Origin of the sequence: Neptunitalea chrysea (assembly GCF_027924145.1) — a bacterium.
GTDB classification, from domain to species: Bacteria; Bacteroidota; Bacteroidia; order Flavobacteriales; family Flavobacteriaceae; genus Neptunitalea; species Neptunitalea chrysea.
The window spans coordinates 65,742-86,399 of sequence record NZ_BRVP01000007.1 but is presented as its reverse complement, the minus strand read 5'-3'; the positions used below and the strand labels follow the sequence as shown (position 1 = coordinate 86,399).

Below are 20,658 nucleotides of genomic sequence, written 5' to 3'. Positions count from 1 at the left end.
AAAAAGCCGGTAACTATACCGGCTTTCTATCTATAATAAATTTTACTAATCTTCTTCTACAAAATAATTAGGATCTAAATAATCTGGCAAGTCATCATCATTATAATCCAGAAAATCTATTTCATCTATACTTATTCTACCATTTTCATCTAAGTCAGTGTACTCTATTTCATCAATAGTTAGCGCACTATCACCATCATCATCAACATCATAAATATCGGCTATCCCGTCTCCATCTGTATCTACATTATACATAAAGAAATCACCATCCTGATCTTCATAATAAGATGGTATTTTATCCCCATCATGGTCAGACTCTATATTAGCCAACATATCTATTCTAAACACAAGTGGTGAATATGCAGACACACCAGTAATTGTAGTATTAAAATAGCCTAAACCAGAAGGCATAAATACGGCTCCTACACCATAATTTTCATATACTGCTACTCCTGCATCTAAACCTGTAAACGTTCCGGTTTTAAGCTCTGGAGTAAAGAACTTCCATCCCGTAACAACCCCTGTGCTACTAGTGTAATAAGGGTTTCCTATTTGATCAAACCAAACAGGCACATTCGTAAAATCAAAAACATCTCCACTTAAATTGCTTCCGGTATATTTTACATACACAGAATCTGCTACATGAGGATGCACTCCTTCCCCTTCTCTTGCAATTAAATAATACAAATTATGCGCTACCTCTTCTTCATCTGCATCTAAAATAATCACAGGCTTTGTTTGCACCTGATCTATTAAAGGTATTTTATTTGCATTTGTTCCTTCTATAGTATCAAAAACTATTTTATAATCAAAACTGGCGGGAGGATTAGCAAAATCTTCGTAGTTGTAAAAGTGAGTTGATAAGTACTCTTGTAATGCTTCGTCGTCCTCAAGCATTACCTCCGTTATATCCCTAGGAGGAGTTACGCTAGCCGTATCATCCTTTTTGCACGATATTATTCCCAATATCGTCAAGCAAGATAAAACAGCATACGTTAGTATTCTGTTTAACTTCATTATAATAGAGTTTTTAATAAAACGCGCAAGATACAATTTTATGCACATTTACAAATGTTAAAATTAACTATTAAACCTTGTACACTAATATGTACTTTTGTAATATAGATACAAAAAGTATAAACAAGTTGCGTAAATAACAAGATAATGAGAATTGACAAGTATTTGTGGTGTATACGTTATTGTAAAACTAGAAACATAGGAACAGAAGCCTGCAAAAAAGGACATGTTAAAATAAATGATCAAGTAGTTAAACCTTCACGTGAGGTTTATCCGGGTGATAAAATAATCTATAGGAAAAACCAAGTAGATTATCAGCTAAATGTATTAGATATTCCGCCAAATAGAGTTGGTGCAAAACTAGTAGATATTTACAGGGTAGATACCACACCAAAAGAAGCATTTGAACATGCCAACCTAGTTAAACTATCGCAAGACTATTACAGAAAGAAAGGCGCAGGTAGACCCACCAAAAAAGACAGAAGATCTATTGAGGATTATTTAGATCCAGATGACGAGTCTTTCACCTCAGAATCTAAAGATGAATAAAGAATACTGGTCAGACAGATATATACGTCACAATACAAAATGGGATGTAGGCTATGCCATTCCTGCCCTAACAGATTACATAGACCAATTAGAAAATAAAGAACTAAAAATTTTAATTCCGGGTTGTGGTCATGCATATGAGGCATCGTATTTGTTTTCCAAAGGTTTTACCAACGTATATATTGCCGATATTACAGAAGAACCTTTGAATAACTTTAGAGAACGGGTGCCTGAATTTCCAAAATCACACATACTAATCACTGATTTTTTTAGTATTAATGATACATTTGATCTAATCTTTGAACACACCTTCTTTTGTGCATTAGACATTAAGATGAGAACGTCTTATATTAAGAAAATGCATGAGCTATTAAATCTAAACGGAAAGCTAACCGGAGTTCTATTTTCATTTCCATTAACTGAAAACGGACCTCCCTTTGGCGGAGACATTAATGAATATAAGAAACTGTTTTTAAAACATTTTCAACTCATTAAAATCGAAAACTGTAAAAACTCCATAAAGCCCAGAATGAGTAATGAGTTATTTTTTATAGCGAAACCTATATAAATAACTCTATTATATTTTAATTTAATTTATAGATTATAGTTATTTTTGACATTAAATTTAGAATTATCAATTGAATAATATGCAAAATAAAATTCTTTCGCACGACGAAATACAACATAAAATTAAGCGTATAGCTTATCAAATTTATGAGACCAATATTAATGAGGAGGAGATTGTAATTGCCGGAATAAATGGGAATGGATTTATTTTTGCTCAAAAAATTGGTACTACACTTTCTGAAATTTCAGATTTAGAAGTGAAAGTAGCCGAAGTACATATAAACAAACCTGCCCCTCTAGAAAAAGAGATAACTACCTCTTTTCCTAAAGAGTACTATACTAACAAAGCTTTGGTATTGGTAGACGACGTACTAAATTCTGGCACTACTTTAATGTATGGTGTAAAATATTTTTTAGATGTACCTCTTAAAAAATTTAAAACCGCTGTATTAGTAAACAGAAATCATAAAAAATATCCGGTAAAAGCAGATTTTAAAGGGATCTCATTATCTACATCTTTGCAAGAGCATGTACATGTTGTATTTGAAGACAAAAATGATTTTGTATATTTAGATTAAAGCACCTATTTCATTTACCAACTCCTCAATAGTTTTTTTATTAGCATTAACGTGGTGGTGAGCCTGCTGATAAAATGAATTTCTTTCAAAAAGATGCTTTCCTATAAACTCAGGAAGGTTTTCTTCTGTAAGATGGGCTATTACAGGTCTGTGACTTTTCTCTTTTAGTAAGCGCTCAACAAGTGTTCCTATTCCTACGTTTAAATAAAACACATGGGGTGTTGCCTTAAGTAATAATGCTATGTTATTTGAATAACAGGGAGTACCCCCTCCTAATGAAAGAACCATATTTCTATTCTCATCAAGGAGCTCTTTAAGATAAAGATGTTCTATTTTTCTAAAGTATATCTCCCCTTTTTCTTGAAAAATTGTAGTTACAGAGATTCCTTCTTTCTGCTCTATGTATTCATCAAAATCTAAAAAAGGTTGATTCAATTTAACTGCCAAAGATTTTCCTACAGCCGATTTACCACTCCCCATGTATCCTAATAAAATAATCATATATATGTAATTTACTTTAAAAGAGCATTTTACACTCTCACTTTAAAAAAAAGACAAATTTATATTAAAAATCTCTTGAAAAATAAAATAATGATATTATATTTGCACCCGCATTCAGCGAAAGAATAACAAGACTCGGTAGCTCAGCTGGTAGAGCACAACACTTTTAATGTTGGGGTCCTGGGTTCGAACCCCAGCCGGGTCACTTTTTTTCTTTAACTGATATGCAAATATGGCCAGACTCGGTAGCTCAGCTGGTAGAGCACAACACTTTTAATGTTGGGGTCCTGGGTTCGAACCCCAGCCGGGTCACAAAAAGTTGAGTTTTATAACTCAACTTTTTTTATTTTTACCCAATCTTATGCCTACGTGGAGAAATTGGTAGACTCGCCATCTTGAGGGGGTGGTGTTCGAAAGGACGTGCTGGTTCGAATCCAGTCGTAGGCACTTTTTAAAAAATAATCAACATTTTCTTTTATAATTAGTTTTATTTAATTTTGTTTAACAAAAAGCTATTTTTGATGAACAATATTAAGAGGGTTTTTAGCATAAAGGATCTTGAGAACTTAAGCGGCATTAAAGCGCACACCATTCGTATTTGGGAAAAAAGATACAACCTTCTTTCTCCACACCGTACAGATACCAATATTAGAACCTACTCTATTAAGAGCCTTCAAAAACTACTTAACATCACTTTACTTTATAACAACGGATATAAAATATCTAAGATAGCTGGTTTTACCGATGCTCAAATCATTAAGTTAGTAAAAGATCTCATATCTGAAAATGCAATTAAGAGTCAAGCCATTAATGATCTTAAGCTATCAATGGTTAATTTCAACCCTACGCTTTTTACAAAAACATATAAAAACCTTATTGCACATAAAACATTTTCAGAGATTTTTTACGATGTGTTTGTACCACTATTATATGAACTGGGGCTTTTATGGCAAACAGAAACCATTACCCCCGCTCATGAGCATTTTATTTCTAACCTTATTAAACAAAAGATTTTAATAAATACCGAAACCCTTCAAGAGACAGTATCTACAGATAAGAATACCACCTTTGTACTATTCCTGCCTGAACATGAAATTCATGAGATAGGACTCCTATTTCTAAACCATGAAATTGTTAAGAATGGCTACCACACCATATATTTAGGACCAAGTATGCCGTTAGAAGATCTAGCTGACTTAAACTCTTATTACCCCGAAATAACTTTTATCACATATTTTACAGTAACCCCGTCGTTTGAGAATATTCCTGATTATCTAGTTAGATTCAATAACCTAGTTAATTATAAGAAAAAAAATAAGTTGTGGCTATTAGGAAACAAGATAAGCGAACTTGATTTAGACCAACTTCCTGAAAATATGTGCACATTCACAGGAGTTTCGGATTTAGTTAAAAAGTTGTAAATTTTTTTATCTACCTCATTTTTGTTTAATCTTTCTTTATATTTGTTAAACAATGAAACAAAAAGTATCAATTATAGGTTCAGGGTTTTCTTCTTTAGCAGCAGCTTGCTATCTAGCAAAGGCTAATTATGAAGTTACCGTTTATGAAAAAAACATATGTATTGGCGGTAGAGCCCAACAATTAACCAAGGGAGGTTTTACATTTGACATGGGACCTACATGGTACTGGATGCCCGACGTATTTGAGCGCTTTTTTGCTGACTTTAACACTTCCCCCGACCAATTTTACCAATTAACAAAGTTAAACCCCGCATACAGCGTTTATTTCGGTGAAAACGACTATATCTCTATTGAAGACTCTTTAGAAAAAATATATGAAACTTTTGAATCTGTTGAAAAAGGAAGCAGTAAGAAATTACAAAAGTTCATAAAGAAGGCTGAAGATAATTACAATATTGCTATTAAAGACTTAGTTTACAAACCTGGTGTATCACCATTAGAATTGGTTACACTACCAACTATTAAACGATTAACTCAATTTGTTTCTACCATAAAATCAGATGTTCGCAAAGAATTTAAAAACGAACGCCTAGTTCAAATTCTTGAATTTCCTGTTTTGTTTTTAGGAGCCAAACCGGCTGACACTCCTTCTTTTTATAATTTTATGAATTATGCTGATTTCGGACTGGGTACATGGCATCCCAAAAATGGAATGCACAGCGTAATTAAGGGAATAGAAAAATTAGCCTTAGAATTAGGCGTTACTATTCAGTTAAACGCATCCGCTGAAAAGATTATTGTAGAAAATAATACTGTTAAGGGGTTACAGATTAACGGCACAACCATCGCTACAGATATTATTGTTAGCGGAGCTGACTATCATCATACCGAAACACTTTTAGACAAAAAGTTTAGACAGTACTCCGAAAAGTATTGGGAAAAAAGAACTTTTGCCCCATCGTCTTTACTTTTTTATGTAGGGTTTGACAAAAAAATAGAAAATGTAGATCATCATACTTTGTTTTTTGACGTAGACTTTGATACGCATGCAAAAGATATTTATGATACTCCGAAATGGCCAGACACCCCATTATTCTATGCTAGCTTTCCTTCTAAAACTGATAGCAATATTTCACCTGAAAATAAAGAAGCGGGTATTTTCTTAATTCCCATCGCACCCGGATTGGAAGATACTAAAGAAATGAGAACGCTTTATTTTGAAAAAATCATAACACGTCTTGAATATCTTACCAATCAAAAGTTAAAAAATAGTATTATATTTAAAGAAAGCTTCTGTGTAAACGATTTCAAAGAAGCATACAATTCGTATAAAGGAAATGCATATGGATTAGCCAACACCTTATTACAAACCGCATTTTTAAGACCTAAGCTTAAAAGTAAAAAAGTTTCAAATTTATTCTTTACTGGACAGCTAACAGTACCCGGCCCCGGAGTTCCTCCGGCATTAATATCCGGAAAACTGGTTTCAGAACTCGTTATCCAAAACCCAAAAAGTTAGTATGAAAAGTATTTTTGACTCCGTTTCCTTTCAAAGCAGCAAGCTTGTTACAGAAGCATACAGCACTTCTTTCTCATTAGCTGTAAAAATGCTTTCACCAGCAACAAGACAAGACATCTACAATATTTATGGATTTGTTAGGTTTGCCGATGAAATAGTAGACACATTTCATGAGTATCCTAAAAACGAACTATTTGATGAATTTGAAAAAGAGCTTTACAAATCCATTGAAAATAAAATAAGTTTAAACCCAATTTTAAACTCATTTCAGCATACCGTTCATAAATATACTCTAGACACAACACTTATAGAAGCCTTTATGAATAGTATGCGTCAAGACCTTACCAAAAAAGAATACAATACCATTAATGAGTACAAACAATACATATACGGATCTGCAGATGTGGTAGGTCTTATGTGCTTAACCGTATTTGTAAAAGGTAATAAAGAAAAATATAATGAATTAAAAGATGCTGCGATGTCTCTTGGTTCAGCTTTTCAAAAAGTAAACTTTTTAAGAGACCTTAAAGATGATTTTGAAACATTGCAAAGAACGTATTTTCCGGGCACCAATTTAAACATGCTTGATGAAGCATCTAAAGCTCGTATTATTCAGGAAATTGAGAACGATTTCAGTAAAGGTTTTGAAGGCATTCAGAGATTACCCATCGAAGCTAAATTTGGAGTATATACCGCATATAAGTATTACCATAAACTACTTCAAAAACTTAAAAAAACACCTTCTTTAGAAATTAAAAACACGAGGATTAGAGTTCCAAATTATCAAAAATTTGGAGTGTTAGCCAAATGTTACTTAAATTATAGATTCAACTTATTATAAAAATATTGATATGAATATTTTTGGTTTTATAATTGTTTTCACGGCTACTTTTTTGTTTATGGAATTTATGGCTTGGTTTAGTCATAAATATATTATGCATGGCTTTTTATGGGTACTTCATAAAGATCATCATTTAAAAGATCATGACTCATGGTTTGAAAGAAACGATGCGTTCTTTATCTTTTATGCCGTTATAAGTATGAGTTTTTTGCTAGCAGGTGTTAACACCACCTTTTGGTACGGATACCCAATTGGTATTGGTATTATGGCTTATGGAGCTACCTATTTTATGGTACACGACATCTTTATTCATCAACGATTTAAGCTATTCAGAAACACCAATAATTGGTACGCCAGAGCTTTAAGAAGAGCTCATAAAATGCATCATAAACATATAGGTAAGGAACATGGAGAATGTTTCGGAATGCTTATTGTTCCCTTTAAATACTACCGAAACGAATTAAATAAATAACATACTCCTACATTGTTGCTCAATAATTGAGATTAAAATGCTTCGCGGGCTTGCCCCGAAGTAGTTTACTAGAGCCAATCTCATAATATTTGATATCTTTACAGTATTAGAAAATATACCAATGCGTTCTAAAATTTCATTTTTCGCAACACTATTTTTGTTGCTTGGATTTCTACATACAAATGCGCAACAAGGCAGCATTATTAATGATTCTATACAAAGTACAGTTCTAAATAAAACCAAAAACTATTGTGTTTACCTACCTGCCAAATACGGTATTGATACCACCAAAACTTATCCGGTAATATACTTACTACATGGGTTAGGTGCCAAACCAATAGATTGGGAAACAAACGGACATTTAAACAAAGTAATGTCTGAAGCCATTACTGCCGGAGAAATGCCGGAAACCATTGTAATAATACCCGATGGAGAAGCTACCTATTATATGAATAGCTACAATAATCAATATAATTACGAAGATTTCTTTTTTAAAGAACTATTACCTTATGTAGAAGCTAAATATCACTGTGGCGGAGCTAAAACAAAACGTGGTGTTGCCGGACTTTCTATGGGAGGTTTTGGTACGTTAAATTACAGTTTTCATCATCCGGAATTATTTATTGCAGGAAGTGCTCTAAGTCCTGCTATACGTACAGATGAAGAAATGATGGCACTTAGCAATAAACAATTCGCTATACGCTATAAAACTGCTTACGGATCTCCTAAAACACCTGAAGATCGGATCAACTCGTTTTCTAATTACAATAGTCCAATATATTTAGCACAGCACCTTAAAGAATCTGACAAGGCATCGGTTAAGCTTTATATAGATATAGGAGACGACGATTATTTATATAAAGGAAACGCTACACTTCATATGGTTATGAAAGATTTAAAAATACCACATGAATATCGAGTTAGAAATGGCGGTCATACATGGGATTATTGGAGAACAGGGTTAAAAGACGCATTGCTATTTATTACCAATAATTTTGAGTAAACTACTTTATGGAAAGTCTACAAAGCATTTAGTAAGCATTGCATTTCTATTTTGAAACAAGTCTCGTAGCATTTAATATCAATTATTGAGTAAAGTATCTATAGTTTCATGAACACTATCTGAATTCCAAGCAGCTGCCCCTGTTTTTTCAATCACTACATATCCGTTTTTATTAATTAAGAAAGTAGTAGGAATACTTCCATGGTCAAGTGTTTCTGGCAAAGAAGTAAGATACTGATAAACCGGAAAATCATACTCGTACTTACCCTTAAACGACACTATTGTACTTATCTCTTCTTGAGACACAAATAGAAAAACTACATTTCCCTTATAGCTATTGTACAATTCTTGTAATTCAGGCATTTCTGCAATACACGGAGGACACCATGTAGCCCAAAAATTTATAAGTACAACTTTACCTTTAAAACTACTAAAATCAACTACATTTCCATTTTCATCTTGTAGCTTCCACTGGTAATCTTTAGCAGATAGCATGGCTCTATCTTCCACACTTTCAACAGACGGACTAAAGGCAATCCAGCGATTTAGATAAATCTTTACCTGTTTCCCTAGAGGCGTAAATACAATAAGTACTAAAACCGCTAGAAAAGCAAGATTACTAATTTGCTTTTTTGTTAATCTCTTCAACCTATTCAGCTAATAACTTATCGAGTAATGTTCTGACTTTTTTGCTATTCCAATCAGTTCCTTTTTGTGAAGAAGCCGCTAGGTTACCATTCTTATCTATAATATACCCTGAAGGTATCTTTTCAGAATCAAAAGGCATTTTTTCACCTATAATTAAATAAGTTTCTTTAAAGGTATAACCTCTCGCCTGTTTTAGTGAATCAACCGGTTCTGGTAGCTCATTTGTTATAATATAGAAATCTACTTTATCTTTATAATCATCATATAGTGCCTGTACACTTTTTAATTCTGCCACACTAGTAAGCCTCCAAGAAGACCAAAAATTAACAAAGACTACCTTTCCTTTGGACTTCTTAAAATTAAATTGTGTATTATCCTTTTCCTTTAACTTCCAATCAAAATCAATATTTTGAGTTGACGGATTCATAATATCGGGGGAAGTTGCAAACGTTCTAATTAAAAATATTTTAGATTCTCTACCTAAAGGAGTTACAAAAAAAGAAAGTATAAATAAGATAAGTACTAAATTGAAAAAAGTCTTTTTTTTCATTTTTGGTTAAAGTTTGAATAATATAATGAAGTACGCTACGCTTCTTCGATTAGGTAAAAATACTAACTAAATAAAAAACTCCCGACAAAATCGGGAGTTTTCTATAAAATATTTCACAAATGAAAATCATGCATTTTCAGCAGCAATTAAGTTAAGGGCAGAACCTGCTTCATACCACTTAATCTGATTTTCATTATATGTATGATTTGCTTTAATAACATCTTTAGATCCATCTGCATGAACAACCTCAATAGTTAAAGGTTTCTCTGGTGCAAACTCATTAAGATCTAAGAAGTTGAAAGTATCATCTTCCTGAATTAAATCATAATCGCTTTCGTTCGCAAAAGTTAACGCTAACATACCTTGTTTTTTAAGGTTTGTTTCATGAATACGAGCAAAAGATTTTACTAATACAGCAGCAACTCCTAAATGACGAGGTTCCATTGCAGCATGTTCTCTAGAAGATCCTTCTCCATAGTTATGATCTCCTACTACAATCGTTTTGACTCCAGCTTCTTTATAGGCTCTTTGAGTAGCTGGCACTGCATCATACGCACCTGTAAGCTGAGATTTAACTTTATTTGTTTCTTGGTTATATGCATTAACCGCACCAATTAAACAGTTATCAGAAATGTTATCGAGATGACCACGGAAACGTAACCAAGGACCCGCCATAGAAATGTGGTCTGTAGTACATTTACCAAATGCTTTAATTAATAATTTAGCCCCTGTAATAGTATCTCCAAGTGGAGTAAATGGAGTTAATAATTGTAAACGATTAGAATCTGATTTTACAACCACTTCTATTCCATTACCATCTTCCACAGGCGCTTGATAACCAGGATCCTCAACATCAAATCCTTTTGGCGGTAATTCAAAACCAGTTGGTTCATCTAATTTTACCTCTTCCCCATCTTTATTGATTATTGTATCTGTAAGCGGATTAAAATCTAATTTTCCTGAAATTGCAATAGCAGCAACTAATTCAGGAGATGCAACAAATGCATGTGTATTAGGGTTACCATCTGCACGTTTAGCAAAGTTTCTATTGAACGAGTGCACAATAGTGTTCTTTTTCTGCTCATCGGCTCCCTTTCTATCCCACTGACCAATACACGGTCCACAAGCATTAGTAAAAATCGTAGCGTCTAAATCTTCAAAAATTTGCAATAATCCGTCACGATCAGCGGTATAACGTACTTGCTCAGACCCCGGATTAATACCAAATTCAGCTTTTGTAACCAATCCTTTATCTAAAGCTTGTTTGGCAACAGATGCAGCTCTTGATAAATCTTCATAAGAAGAATTGGTACAAGAACCTATTAATCCCCATTCTACTTCTAAAGGCCAACCATTTTTAGTAGCCTTCTCAGTCATTTCTCCAACAGGCGTACCTAAATCTGGCGTAAACGGACCATTTAAGTGAGGTAATAATTCGTCCAAATTAATTTCAATTAACTCATCAAAGTATTTTTCCGGATCAGCATATACTTCTGCATCAGCAGTTAAATACTCTTTATACTTTTTAGCCTCATCGGCTATATCATCTCTATCAGTAGCTCTTAAATAACGCTCCATAGACTCGTCATAACCAAATGTAGAAGTAGTAGCCCCTATTTCTGCACCCATGTTACAAATAGTACCTTTACCAGTACAAGACATAGAAGTTGCACCTTCGCCAAAGTATTCAACAATAGCACCAGTACCACCTTTTACAGTTAATATATCGGCTACTTTAAGAATAACATCTTTAGGAGCAGTCCAACCAGATAATTTTCCAGTTAGTTTAACCCCAATCAATTTAGGGAATTTTAATTCCCAAGCCGTTCCTGCCATTACGTCAACGGCATCGGCACCACCAACACCAATAGCAACCATACCTAAACCACCAGCATTCACTGTGTGAGAATCGGTACCAATCATCATCCCTCCAGGGAATGCATAATTTTCTAATACTACTTGGTGAATAATCCCAGCTCCTGGTTTCCAGAAACCAATCCCATATTTATTAGAAACAGATTCTAAAAATTTGAATACTTCAGAACTTTGGTTAAGAGCTTCCTGTAAATCTTTGTCAGCTCCAATTTTAGCCTGAATTAGGTGATCGCAGTGTACTGTTGTAGGAACAGCCACTTTATTTTTACCCGCTTGCATAAACTGCAATAATGCCATTTGTGCTGTAGCATCCTGACATGCTATACGATCTGGAGCAAAATCTACATATGATTTCCCTCTTTCGTAAGCCTCAGTGGCTACACCATCCCATAAGTGATTATACAGAATTTTTTCAGCATGCGTTAAAGGTCGACCAACAATCTCTCGTGCCGCATCAATACGGTCTTTCATACGAGCATAGGTGGCCTTTATCATTTCAATATCAAATGCCATACATTTTTTCTTTTTAACTTAGACTCTAAATTATTAAAAAAAACGGACACAACTCGCTAAATTATTATATGTTATCTTAATTTAGATTCAGTTTAATTAAGTGATTATCAAAAGAAAAAAACAAATTAAATAAGGGGTTCCCCTATGTTTAATAGCAAATAATTAACAGCTTTTTATAGCTGTTTTTAACACAAAAAAAAGCGAGTTAGTTTATAGTAAACCAACTCGCTCTTATTTCTTATGAACCTTCGCTATTTATTAAAATGTAATTCTGTGAGCAGGCCCCTGAGAAGTTAACTGTTTTAATGGTGGAGCAAATTTAGTAAGCTTAATACCTTTTACAGCTGCCTTATATTCATCGGCTGTTGGTACTCTACCTAGTATTGCAGAAAGAACCACTACTGGTGTTGATGCCAACAAAGATTCTCCTTTTTTACGATCAGAATCGGCAACTACACGTCCTTGGAATAAACGAGTAGAGGTAGCCATAACCGTATCTCCTTTAGCTGCTTTCTCCTGGTTACCCATACATAAATTACATCCAGGACGCTCTAAATACATCATATTTTCATATTCAGTACGAGCCGCATTCTTAGGAGCTGCATCATCAAACTCAAACCCTGAGTACTTTTGCAACACATCCCAGTCTCCTTCTTCTTTTAATTCGTCAATAATATTATATGTAGGCGCTGCCACAACAAGCGGCGCATTAAATTCTACCTTACCATAAAGATCTTCTAAATTTCTCAACATTTGAGAAACAATTTTTAAATCTCCCTTATGAACCATACACGACCCAACAAATCCTAAATCAACATGTTTATCTCCCTTATAGTACGATAAATCTCTAATCGTATCGTGCGTATATCGTTTAGACACATCATCATTATGTACATCTGGATCTGCAATCATTGGCTCATCAATGATATCTAAGTCTACCACAAACTCAGCATAGTACTTTGCATTATCATCAGGCGTTAAAGCTGGTTTTTCTCCAGATTTAATCTCAGCAATTCTCTTATCTGCTTTATCAATTAAACCTTGAAGCACTTGCTTCTCATTATCCATCCCCTTCTTGATCATAATCTCTATTCTGCTCTTAGCAATTTCTAAAGATTCGATAAGTGTATCATCCTGAGAAATACAAATAGATGCCTTAGCCTTCATCTCTGCAGTCCAATCGGTAAACGTAAATGCCTGATCAGAAGGAAGTGTACCAATATGTACTTCTATCACTCTACCTTGGAAAACATTTTCTCCTCCAAATTCCTGAAGCATTTGAGATTGAGTAGCATGCACCACATCTCTAAAGTCCATGTGGTCTTTCATTTCCCCTCTAAAGGTAACTTTTACAGACTCTGGAATAGGCATAGTAGCTTCTCCTGTAGCCAAAGCAAGTGCTACCGTACCTGAATCTGCTCCAAAGGCAACCCCTTTAGACATTCTTGTATGTGAATCACCACCAATAATAATGGCCCAATCATCTACTGTAATATCGTTTAAAACTTTATGAATAACATCGGTCATTGCATGATATTGTCCCTTTGGATCACGCGCTGTAATTAAACCAAAATCATTCATAAACCTCATTAACCTAGGAATATTTCTCTGAGCCTTCAGATCCCATACAGAAGCCGTGTGACACCCTGACTGATACGCTCCATCAACAATAGGAGATATCACCGTTGCAGCCATCATCTCTAACTCTTGTGAAGTCATTAATCCTGTAGTATCCTGAGAACCTACAATATTTACTTCAACACGTACATCTGAACCTGCATGTAAAACTTTACCCGGTGTAGTACCTACCGCATTTTTATTAAATATCTTTTCTACAGCAGTTAATCCTTGTCCTTCATGAGAAATCTCTTTAGAACTAGCGTATACTTCAGGTGCCTCTATACCAAGTACCTTAGCCGCCAACGTTTGCAATTTCTTACCAAACACTACAGCATACGAACCTCCTGCTTTAATAAACTCTACTTTTTGAGGAGTTAATGAAGCAGAAATATCAATTAATTCCTGATCTCCGTTATATAATTTTTTCTCTTTTGTATTAATAGTAAGAACTGTACCTGTTTCTACTGAATAAGTTTGCTCTAAAATTGGTTCTCCTTCCTCATCTAACACTACGTTTCCATCTGCATCTTTTTTCTTAACCCAGTTCTTTAAGTCGATACCAATACCGCCAGTTACTCCAACGGTTGTTAAGAAAATCGGAGAAATCCCATTAGTTCCTGCAATAATAGGAGCTATGTTAATAAAAGGAACATATTCACTAGCCTGAACCCCTGTCCATAAGGCCACATTGTTTACCCCAGACATTCTAGAAGAACCTACTCCCATAGTTCCTTTTTCTGCAATTAGCATAACTCTTTTATCCGGATGCTGTTTCTGCAATTCTAATAATGCATTTTGCTGCTCTTTCTTATGCTCAAAAATACATTGTCCGTGTAATTCTCTATCCGATCTTGAATGCGCATCACTACCAGGAGATAATAGGTCAGTAGAAATATCACCAACCCCCGCTATAAACGTAACTACTTTAATTTCTTCTTCAACCTCTGGCAATTCAGTAAAAAACTCAGCCTTTGCATAACTTTCAAGTAGCTCTTTTGCTATAGCATTACCATTTTTGTATGCATTTTCTAAACGCTCAGCATCCGCCTCATATAAGAAAACCTGAGTTTTTAAAACTTTTGCTGCCATATTAGCAATCGTACTATCCTCCCCTAAAGCAAGATCAAGTAATACCTCAATAGACGATCCACCTTTCATATGAGACAGTTGCTCAAAAGCAAAATCCATTGAAATTTCCGCCACAACAGATTCCCCTAAAATAATTTCTTTTAAAAATTTAGCCTTCACCGAAGCAGCACTAGTAGTACCCGGCAACGCATTATAAATAAAGAACTTAAGAGAATCTTCACGATATTGATTCTCAGCATCTTTAATCTGATCAATGATCTCGCTTAACAATTCAGCTTCATCAATTGGTTTAGGACTAAGCCCTTGGGCTTTACGTTCCTCTATTTCCTTTAAATAGTCTTGGTAAGTCTGCATAAAAGTCGTTTAAAATAAAAAGACGTTAATTGAATTATGTTCAAATATTTTCTCAATTAACAAAGCAATATTACAAATTTTAATGGCTATTTTAAAATTAGTAACAAAAATCATTTTTTTTACAAAATAACAAACATTCTAATGAAGAGTCAACAAAGTTAAGCTATATTTTTCGCTAAAAAACTATAGCTAACCATACAGTACTTTACTAAACCATAAAGCACTGATATAGCTACTACTACGATTGAGCAACATTAAATAAAGTAAAACATTGCTTACCCAATAGCTATATCACTTAAATCTATAAAGGCATAAGCTTTAAATTTCTTTAAACAGGAAGAATAATTCTATACGAAAACTATAGAATCGAATTAATGATATATTCTTCTGAAATTCCTTCAGCCTCTGCTTTATAATTTTTAAGTACTCTGTGTCTAAGTATTCCTAAAGCTACAGCTTTTACATCCTCAATATCAGGAGAAAATTTACCATTAACAGCAGCATGTGCTTTTGCCGCTAAAATCAGGTTTTGTGAAGCTCTAGGACCTGCCCCCCAATCTACATATTTACTAACCACATCTGCTGTAGCATCTGTATTAGGCCTCGTTTTGCTAACTACTGTAACAGCATATTCAATAACATTATCTGCCACAGGCATTCTTCTTATTAAATGCTGATAATCTATAATTTCCTGAGCCGTAAATAATGGCGTAATTGACACACTTTTATCTGCTGTGGTAGCTTTTACTACATTAACTTCTTCTGCAAACGAAGGATATTTTAACTCTATAGAAAACATAAAACGGTCTAACTGAGCTTCTGGTAACGGATATGTACCTTCCTGTTCAATAGGGTTTTGTGTAGCTAAAACAAAATAAGGCAACGATAACTGATATTGCGTACCAGCAACGGTAACAGCCTTTTCCTGCATTGCTTCTAAAAGAGCAGATTGTGTTTTTGGCGGTGTACGGTTAATCTCATCTGCTAAAACTATATTAGAGAAAACAGGTCCTTTTAAAAATTTAAAGTTTCTGCTTTCATCTAAAATTTCACTCCCAACAATGTCACTTGGCATTAAATCGGGAGTAAACTGAATACGTTTAAAATTTAAGCCTAAAGCCTTTGCTATTGTATTTACCATTAAAGTTTTTGCCAAACCAGGCACCCCAACAAGTAGTGAGTGACCTCCCGAAAAAATAGCAATCAAAACTTGATCTACCACCTCTTCCTGACCTATAATTACTTTCGCAATTTCTTCCTTTAATAGTTTGTGTTTTTGTACTAGCTGTTCAATAGCAGTTACGTCAGACATATATAATTACTTTTTTAACCAGTTACTAGAAAACTCACAATCTCTATTATCTCTACTCACATTAATAAAAGTATCTTTTATCTTATCTTCCGTCCACTTCTTAATCTCTTTTATTCTTTTATCTGTAAGGGCTAGTTCCTTTATTCGTGTAAAATCTTGAGCATAGTCGGCCTTATGGTCTGGCACCTTCTTTGTTACCTTAATAATTTTAAAGTATTCCATACCAGTAGATCTATCTTTTTCCTTAATAGGCTGAGAAATATCTCCTTCTTCTAGGTTATAAATATTACTATAAATATCCTGATCTAATTTAGACATTTCAAAACGCTTATCATAAGTCTGAGGGTTAATTAGCTCTCCACCTGAATTTGCTGTTTCTTTCTCGTTCGAAAATTTCTTAGCTGCGTCTTTAAAAGAAATTTCATTATTTAACAATGCTCCTCTAATAGAATCTATTTTTTCCTGAGCAGCTCTAATTGACGAAGTTGGTACATCTGGTCTTAATAAAATATGACGCACATCTCTCTGCTCTCCTCTAATTTTATCTACTGTAATAATATGCCATCCAAAATCTGTTTTAAAAGGCTCAGACACTTCTCCCTCTTGTAAACTAAAAGAAACATCTACAAATTCTTTAGCAAATTGTGTTTTACGAGTTATCCCAACGTACAATCCACCTCTAGATTTAGATCCAGGGTCTTGAGAATATAAAAGTGCTTTTGAAGAAAAACGAACTCCGTTATCCTCAATATCCTCTTTCATTTTTCTTAACTTATCAACTACTTTTTTGGTTTCCTCCTTTGGTATCTCTGGCTTTATTACAATTTGAGCCAACTCTACAGACTCTCCAAAATTAGGACGCTCCTCTTCAGGTATACTATAAAAGAAGGCACGCACCTCTTCAGGTGTAACATCTATATCTTCAATAATTTTATCTCTCATGCGCTCTGTCAACAATTGCTCTTGAATAATTGTTGTAAGCTCTTCTCTTAATTCTCCTTCAGTTTCCATTTCATACAGATCAAGTAACTTAGTCATATCACCATCTACCTGTTGCAAAAAGTAATCTATCCTACGGTCAACCCCACTTCTAATTTCAGTTGGGCTTACATCTAAACTATCCTGAACAGCCTGATGCATATAAAGCTTATCCTCCATTAATTTACCAAGCAAATTACAATGTGATAATTCTGACTTCGATACACCCTGTGCTTTTAATCCTTGATACGTTTTTTGAATATCAGAATCTAAAATAATGTAATCACCAACAACCGCTGCTACTCCGTCTACTTTAACTCTTTGTCTTTTAACCGTATCTGTTTTCACTTCGCTATTAACAGCTAGATCATCTCCCTGACTGTAACCTGCAAATGTTCCCAAACATAAGATCAGCGCTATTACTTTATTCAGCATCTTCATAAATTTCAAATTGTTTATCTTTAATCGCATCGTTTATGATATCTTTTTTAAGCTCTTTTATAAACTTAATTTTTCTTTGATTTAATATTATCTGACGTATTGTTGGCCTGATAAAACTTAACGGAGCCGCCTCTCCTCTCTTCTTAAAATCTTTAACGGTCATCAAATATACTCCTAAAGAATCTTGTAATTCAAAAAATTGTGATTTTTTTAAATAAGTATCCAGATTCTCATCTGTTAAAGGAGGTATTTCTTTAATAATTTCAGAAGATTTAATCCATAAGCTGTCGTTAAACATATAATTGGTATATAAATACGATAACGAATCAAGGTAATAATGATCTTCCTCTTTATATCTTTTAAACTTATCTCTAAACTTATTAATCTTATTATTCTCCTTAGGAATCCCTAAAAACCTAATTTTAACAACATCTTCATTAAGCTTGAAGTTCTCTTTGTTATCATCGTAATAACTTCTAAGCTCATCATTTTTAACTACCGTATCTAACGATCGAAGTACCAAAGCCTCTAAGTAAGCCTTTGTATATAAATCAGTTTTATAATCAGAAACTAAAACCTCGAACTCCTGAACCTTCTTCTCATCTAAGTTTTGTTCAGCATTCTTAATTAGCAGCTCCTTTGTTGCCCAAGAATTAATATAATTCTGAACAATCAGCATACTATCTTCCTTGCTTACTCCTTTTGGCACTAAAGATGCCACTTCATCTTTATACAAATAATCTTCTCCAACTCTGGCTACAATTTCCTTTTCACTTTCGGTTTTTATTAAATCACACGAAATAAAAAAGAAACATACCAACACACACTTTAAAAATTTCACTTAACTTCTTTTTTTACTTTTTTAAGTACTTTTTTATTTACTATTATCGTATGTCCTTTTCTTAAACCATTTAACCACTGTGCTTCTAACGATTGTTGATAGTCACTAATTACTTTACCTTTAGCCTCATCAAGTTTTTTAGGTTCTGATTTTTTAATTTCACCAGCCACAATAATTGTAAATTCACCAGGACGTGTTTCATAAATATCAGACACCCCTTCTTTTAATTTATATCCAGAAGGAATCGCATCATCGCCTACCTCCAAAGTCTTAGAAGTAATTACCGCATTAATTCTATCTTTAGTATTTATCTTTTCTTTAATATCTTCTAGGCTCGCTCCTTCTTTCAATAATTTCTGAACCTGATTTGCAGCGTCTTTACTTGTACACACCGCTATCACTGCATCGGTTCTTTCCTTCCACATATACTCTCCTTTATGTTTTTCGTAGAACATATCTAAACCTAAAGTATCTTCTTTAGCCTTATTCCAAATTTTCATTTGCATTAAATCGAATAACAAAAGTCCGTCTCTATATTCCTTTAATGTATTTGCATACTCTTTATTTTCAATCGCCAAACGATCTTCTTTATACTGTAGTATTTGTTGTTGAATAAACAGCTCGTAGTTTTGTTTTATAAATTGATCTACATTCTGAACATTTGCTCTACGTTGTCTCATTTCCAACAACTGTAAAAAATCTTTCACAAAAACTTTCTTCTCATCGTTTACAGTAAACAGTATCTTTTCTACATTTGGATTCTCACTATCAAAAGTCCATTTTCTTGTTTTAATACTATCAGCAACTACACTTGTTACATACTCATAAGCCTCTTTGTTCTCCTTAAAATTGTACTGCTTTTTTAGCATATTCACAAATGACTCCGTAATGTATTGTGATCTTGAATCTTGTTTAATTTTCATTTCAAGATCCCCCTTTTCATCTTCATAAGAACCTATAGGATATTTACGAATTAACTTAATAATATGCCATCCGAACTCAGATTTAATTGGTTCAGAAACATCCCCATCTTTTTTTAAACTAAAAGCAGCATCTTCAAAAGCAGCAGAACTTAAACTTCCAGCAGCAAATTTACCTAGTCTACCGCCGGCAGTTGCAGAAGCTTTATCATCAGAATATGTTTTGGCTATATCCTCAAAAGAACCTCCTTTTTTAAGTTCCTCATAAAGTTCAAATACTTTTTGTTTTGCATGCTGTTTCGCATCATCCGTATCAGAATCCTTAGAAGCTACCATAATATGAGCTACTTCTAACTCTCCTTTATTATCTCTAACATCATATACCTTAATAATATGATACCCAAACTTTGTTCTTACAGGATCAGATACTGTACCAACAGGCGTATTATAGGCAGCAGATTCGAAAGGATAAACCATTCTAAAAACTGAAAAATACCCTAAGTCTTCTCCAAAAATGGTTTTCCCATTATGAACCTTCTTCATAACATTTTCAAAACCTTCTTTTGCTACTTGCTCTTTTAATTCTAAAATTTTATTGAAAGCCTCTAAAGTATCTGAAGGTTTTGCTGCTTCATTAGCCAATACTAAAATGTGCTTTGCCTTTACCTCTTTTAGATATCTTTCATAAGCCTCATTTAAAAGAGCATCGGTTGCCTTGGTATCGGTTAAGTAATTTTTAGCTAATTGTTTTTTATAGCCTTCAAACTCTTTAATAAAAGAATTCTTCTCATCTAAACCAAGCTCCTCTGATTGTAAAACCTTCAGCTTATAATCTATATATAATTCTAAATACTCATCTATATCTTTCTGTGATTCATCTTTTACTAAATCTATATTCTTCTTGTATATCCTCAGAAATTCATCTTTATAAACAGGTTCATTATCTACCGTAAAAATAATTTCTTTGTTTTGTGCAGATACAAGGCTAACAAGTAGTACAAACACTAAGAAAATTGTGTTTTTCATTGAATTCATTATTTTTTAGTTGC

The 20,658-nt window shown here is 33.8% G+C and carries 18 protein-coding genes and 3 tRNA genes; 11 read left to right on the top strand and 10 right to left on the bottom strand.

Features of this window, described 5'->3' with window-relative positions:
• Positions 1 to 45: 45 nt before the first annotated feature.
• Positions 46 to 1,017, bottom strand: a complete 972-nt coding sequence (locus NBRC110019_RS06525) for an FKBP-type peptidyl-prolyl cis-trans isomerase (protein ID WP_281753440.1) — start codon at positions 1,015 to 1,017, stop codon at positions 46 to 48.
• 147 nt (positions 1,018 to 1,164) lie between these two features.
• Here NBRC110019_RS06525 and NBRC110019_RS06520 point away from each other — a divergent pair, with 147 nt between their 5' ends.
• The 3 genes from NBRC110019_RS06520 to NBRC110019_RS06510 all read left to right on the top strand — a co-directional run bounded on the left by NBRC110019_RS06520 (position 1,165) and on the right by NBRC110019_RS06510 (position 2,711).
• Positions 1,165 to 1,566, top strand: a complete 402-nt coding sequence (locus NBRC110019_RS06520; RefSeq protein WP_281753438.1) for an RNA-binding S4 domain-containing protein — start codon at positions 1,165 to 1,167, stop codon at positions 1,564 to 1,566.
• Positions 1,559 to 2,134: a methyltransferase gene (locus tag NBRC110019_RS06515; protein WP_281753436.1), complete on the top strand. Its 576-nt coding sequence runs from the start codon at positions 1,559 to 1,561 to the stop codon at positions 2,132 to 2,134. Before NBRC110019_RS06520 ends, NBRC110019_RS06515 begins: the two co-directional genes overlap by 8 nt.
• A gap of 79 nt (positions 2,135 to 2,213) precedes the next feature.
• Positions 2,214 to 2,711, top strand: coding sequence for a phosphoribosyltransferase family protein (locus NBRC110019_RS06510; RefSeq protein WP_281753435.1), 498 nt, complete (start codon positions 2,214 to 2,216; stop codon positions 2,709 to 2,711).
• On the opposite strand, the gene NBRC110019_RS06505 is transcribed toward NBRC110019_RS06510, so the two are convergent.
• Positions 2,703 to 3,212 (bottom strand): shikimate kinase, encoded by a 510-nt coding sequence (locus tag NBRC110019_RS06505; RefSeq protein WP_281753433.1) that lies wholly within the window; start codon positions 3,210 to 3,212, stop codon positions 2,703 to 2,705. The two genes, NBRC110019_RS06510 and NBRC110019_RS06505, sit on opposite strands and share 9 nt — an antisense overlap.
• 132 nt (positions 3,213 to 3,344) lie before the next feature.
• On the opposite strand from NBRC110019_RS06505, the gene NBRC110019_RS06500 reads away from it, so the two are divergent.
• The 8 genes from NBRC110019_RS06500 to NBRC110019_RS06465 all read left to right on the top strand — a co-directional run bounded on the left by NBRC110019_RS06500 (position 3,345) and on the right by NBRC110019_RS06465 (position 8,468).
• Positions 3,345 to 3,417, top strand: a tRNA-Lys gene (locus NBRC110019_RS06500).
• Positions 3,418 to 3,451: 34 nt separating this feature from the next.
• A tRNA-Lys gene (locus tag NBRC110019_RS06495) sits at positions 3,452 to 3,524 on the top strand.
• Positions 3,525 to 3,575: 51 nt separating this feature from the next.
• Positions 3,576 to 3,659: transfer RNA gene (locus tag NBRC110019_RS06490), tRNA-Leu, on the top strand.
• Positions 3,660 to 3,733: 74 nt separating this feature from the next.
• Positions 3,734 to 4,633 (top strand): MerR family transcriptional regulator, encoded by a 900-nt coding sequence (locus NBRC110019_RS06485; protein WP_281753432.1) that lies wholly within the window; start codon positions 3,734 to 3,736, stop codon positions 4,631 to 4,633.
• 52 nt (positions 4,634 to 4,685) lie between these two features.
• Positions 4,686 to 6,152 (top strand): bifunctional phytoene desaturase/3,4-desaturase, encoded by a 1,467-nt coding sequence (crtID, locus tag NBRC110019_RS06480; RefSeq protein WP_281753430.1) that lies wholly within the window; start codon positions 4,686 to 4,688, stop codon positions 6,150 to 6,152.
• A 1-nt stretch (position 6,153) separates the two neighbouring features.
• On the top strand, positions 6,154 to 6,993 hold the full coding sequence (locus NBRC110019_RS06475) for a phytoene/squalene synthase family protein (RefSeq protein ID WP_281753428.1): 840 nt from the start codon (positions 6,154 to 6,156) through the stop codon (positions 6,991 to 6,993).
• 10 nt (positions 6,994 to 7,003) lie between these two features.
• A complete protein-coding gene (locus NBRC110019_RS06470; protein ID WP_281753427.1) occupies positions 7,004 to 7,465 on the top strand; it encodes a sterol desaturase family protein in 462 nt (153 codons plus the stop codon).
• A gap of 121 nt (positions 7,466 to 7,586) precedes the next feature.
• The gene (locus tag NBRC110019_RS06465) at positions 7,587 to 8,468 is read left to right on the top strand and encodes an alpha/beta hydrolase (RefSeq protein ID WP_281753426.1); all 882 of its coding nucleotides are present in this window, start codon (positions 7,587 to 7,589) and stop codon (positions 8,466 to 8,468) included.
• 78 nt (positions 8,469 to 8,546) lie between these two features.
• Here the strand turns inward: NBRC110019_RS06465 and NBRC110019_RS06460 are convergent, their stop codons facing one another.
• The 8 genes from NBRC110019_RS06460 to NBRC110019_RS06425 all read right to left on the bottom strand — a co-directional run bounded on the left by NBRC110019_RS06460 (position 8,547) and on the right by NBRC110019_RS06425 (position 20,635).
• Positions 8,547 to 9,116 (bottom strand): TlpA family protein disulfide reductase, encoded by a 570-nt coding sequence (locus NBRC110019_RS06460; RefSeq protein WP_281753425.1) that lies wholly within the window; start codon positions 9,114 to 9,116, stop codon positions 8,547 to 8,549.
• Position 9,117: 1 nt separating this feature from the next.
• Positions 9,118 to 9,666 carry a TlpA family protein disulfide reductase gene (locus NBRC110019_RS06455; protein WP_281753424.1) on the bottom strand — a complete coding sequence of 183 codons (549 nt, stop codon included), beginning with the start codon at positions 9,664 to 9,666 and terminating at the stop codon, positions 9,118 to 9,120.
• Between the two features lie 126 nt (positions 9,667 to 9,792).
• Positions 9,793 to 12,054 carry an aconitate hydratase gene (locus tag NBRC110019_RS06450; RefSeq protein WP_281753422.1) on the bottom strand — a complete coding sequence of 754 codons (2,262 nt, stop codon included), beginning with the start codon at positions 12,052 to 12,054 and terminating at the stop codon, positions 9,793 to 9,795.
• A gap of 258 nt (positions 12,055 to 12,312) precedes the next feature.
• Complete coding sequence (locus tag NBRC110019_RS06445; RefSeq protein WP_281753420.1) at positions 12,313 to 15,117, bottom strand: bifunctional aconitate hydratase 2/2-methylisocitrate dehydratase; 2,805 nt, start codon at positions 15,115 to 15,117, stop codon at positions 12,313 to 12,315.
• Between the two features lie 358 nt (positions 15,118 to 15,475).
• Positions 15,476 to 16,429, bottom strand: coding sequence for an AAA family ATPase (locus tag NBRC110019_RS06440; RefSeq protein ID WP_281753418.1), 954 nt, complete (start codon positions 16,427 to 16,429; stop codon positions 15,476 to 15,478).
• A gap of 6 nt (positions 16,430 to 16,435) precedes the next feature.
• Complete coding sequence (locus NBRC110019_RS06435) at positions 16,436 to 17,842, bottom strand: peptidylprolyl isomerase (protein ID WP_281753416.1); 1,407 nt, start codon at positions 17,840 to 17,842, stop codon at positions 16,436 to 16,438.
• Positions 17,832 to 18,689 (bottom strand): peptidyl-prolyl cis-trans isomerase, encoded by an 858-nt coding sequence (locus NBRC110019_RS06430; protein WP_281753414.1) that lies wholly within the window; start codon positions 18,687 to 18,689, stop codon positions 17,832 to 17,834. Before NBRC110019_RS06430 ends, NBRC110019_RS06435 begins: the two co-directional genes overlap by 11 nt.
• Complete coding sequence (locus NBRC110019_RS06425) at positions 18,686 to 20,635, bottom strand: peptidylprolyl isomerase (protein ID WP_281753412.1); 1,950 nt, start codon at positions 20,633 to 20,635, stop codon at positions 18,686 to 18,688. Before NBRC110019_RS06425 ends, NBRC110019_RS06430 begins: the two co-directional genes overlap by 4 nt.
• Positions 20,636 to 20,658 lie beyond the last annotated feature (23 nt).

What these genes read in the sequence shown, in the direction of transcription:
- NBRC110019_RS06525 (WP_281753440.1), bottom strand. Translation starts at nt 1,017, where the DNA reads ATGAAGTTAAACAGAATACTAACGTATGCTGTTTTATCTTGCTTGACG.
- NBRC110019_RS06520 (WP_281753438.1), top strand. Translation starts at nt 1,165, where the DNA reads ATGAGAATTGACAAGTATTTGTGGTGTATACGTTATTGTAAAACTAGA.
- NBRC110019_RS06515 (WP_281753436.1), top strand. Translation starts at nt 1,559, where the DNA reads ATGAATAAAGAATACTGGTCAGACAGATATATACGTCACAATACAAAA.
- NBRC110019_RS06510 (WP_281753435.1), top strand. Translation starts at nt 2,214, where the DNA reads ATGCAAAATAAAATTCTTTCGCACGACGAAATACAACATAAAATTAAG.
- NBRC110019_RS06505 (WP_281753433.1), bottom strand. Translation starts at nt 3,212, where the DNA reads ATGATTATTTTATTAGGATACATGGGGAGTGGTAAATCGGCTGTAGGA.
- NBRC110019_RS06485 (WP_281753432.1), top strand. Translation starts at nt 3,734, where the DNA reads ATGAACAATATTAAGAGGGTTTTTAGCATAAAGGATCTTGAGAACTTA.
- crtID (WP_281753430.1), top strand. Translation starts at nt 4,686, where the DNA reads ATGAAACAAAAAGTATCAATTATAGGTTCAGGGTTTTCTTCTTTAGCA.
- NBRC110019_RS06475 (WP_281753428.1), top strand. Translation starts at nt 6,154, where the DNA reads ATGAAAAGTATTTTTGACTCCGTTTCCTTTCAAAGCAGCAAGCTTGTT.
- NBRC110019_RS06470 (WP_281753427.1), top strand. Translation starts at nt 7,004, where the DNA reads ATGAATATTTTTGGTTTTATAATTGTTTTCACGGCTACTTTTTTGTTT.
- NBRC110019_RS06465 (WP_281753426.1), top strand. Translation starts at nt 7,587, where the DNA reads ATGCGTTCTAAAATTTCATTTTTCGCAACACTATTTTTGTTGCTTGGA.
- NBRC110019_RS06455 (WP_281753424.1), bottom strand. Translation starts at nt 9,666, where the DNA reads ATGAAAAAAAAGACTTTTTTCAATTTAGTACTTATCTTATTTATACTT.
- NBRC110019_RS06450 (WP_281753422.1), bottom strand. Translation starts at nt 12,054, where the DNA reads ATGGCATTTGATATTGAAATGATAAAGGCCACCTATGCTCGTATGAAA.
- NBRC110019_RS06445 (WP_281753420.1), bottom strand. Translation starts at nt 15,117, where the DNA reads ATGCAGACTTACCAAGACTATTTAAAGGAAATAGAGGAACGTAAAGCC.
- NBRC110019_RS06440 (WP_281753418.1), bottom strand. Translation starts at nt 16,429, where the DNA reads ATGTCTGACGTAACTGCTATTGAACAGCTAGTACAAAAACACAAACTA.
- NBRC110019_RS06435 (WP_281753416.1), bottom strand. Translation starts at nt 17,842, where the DNA reads ATGCTGAATAAAGTAATAGCGCTGATCTTATGTTTGGGAACATTTGCA.
- NBRC110019_RS06425 (WP_281753412.1), bottom strand. Translation starts at nt 20,635, where the DNA reads ATGAAAAACACAATTTTCTTAGTGTTTGTACTACTTGTTAGCCTTGTA.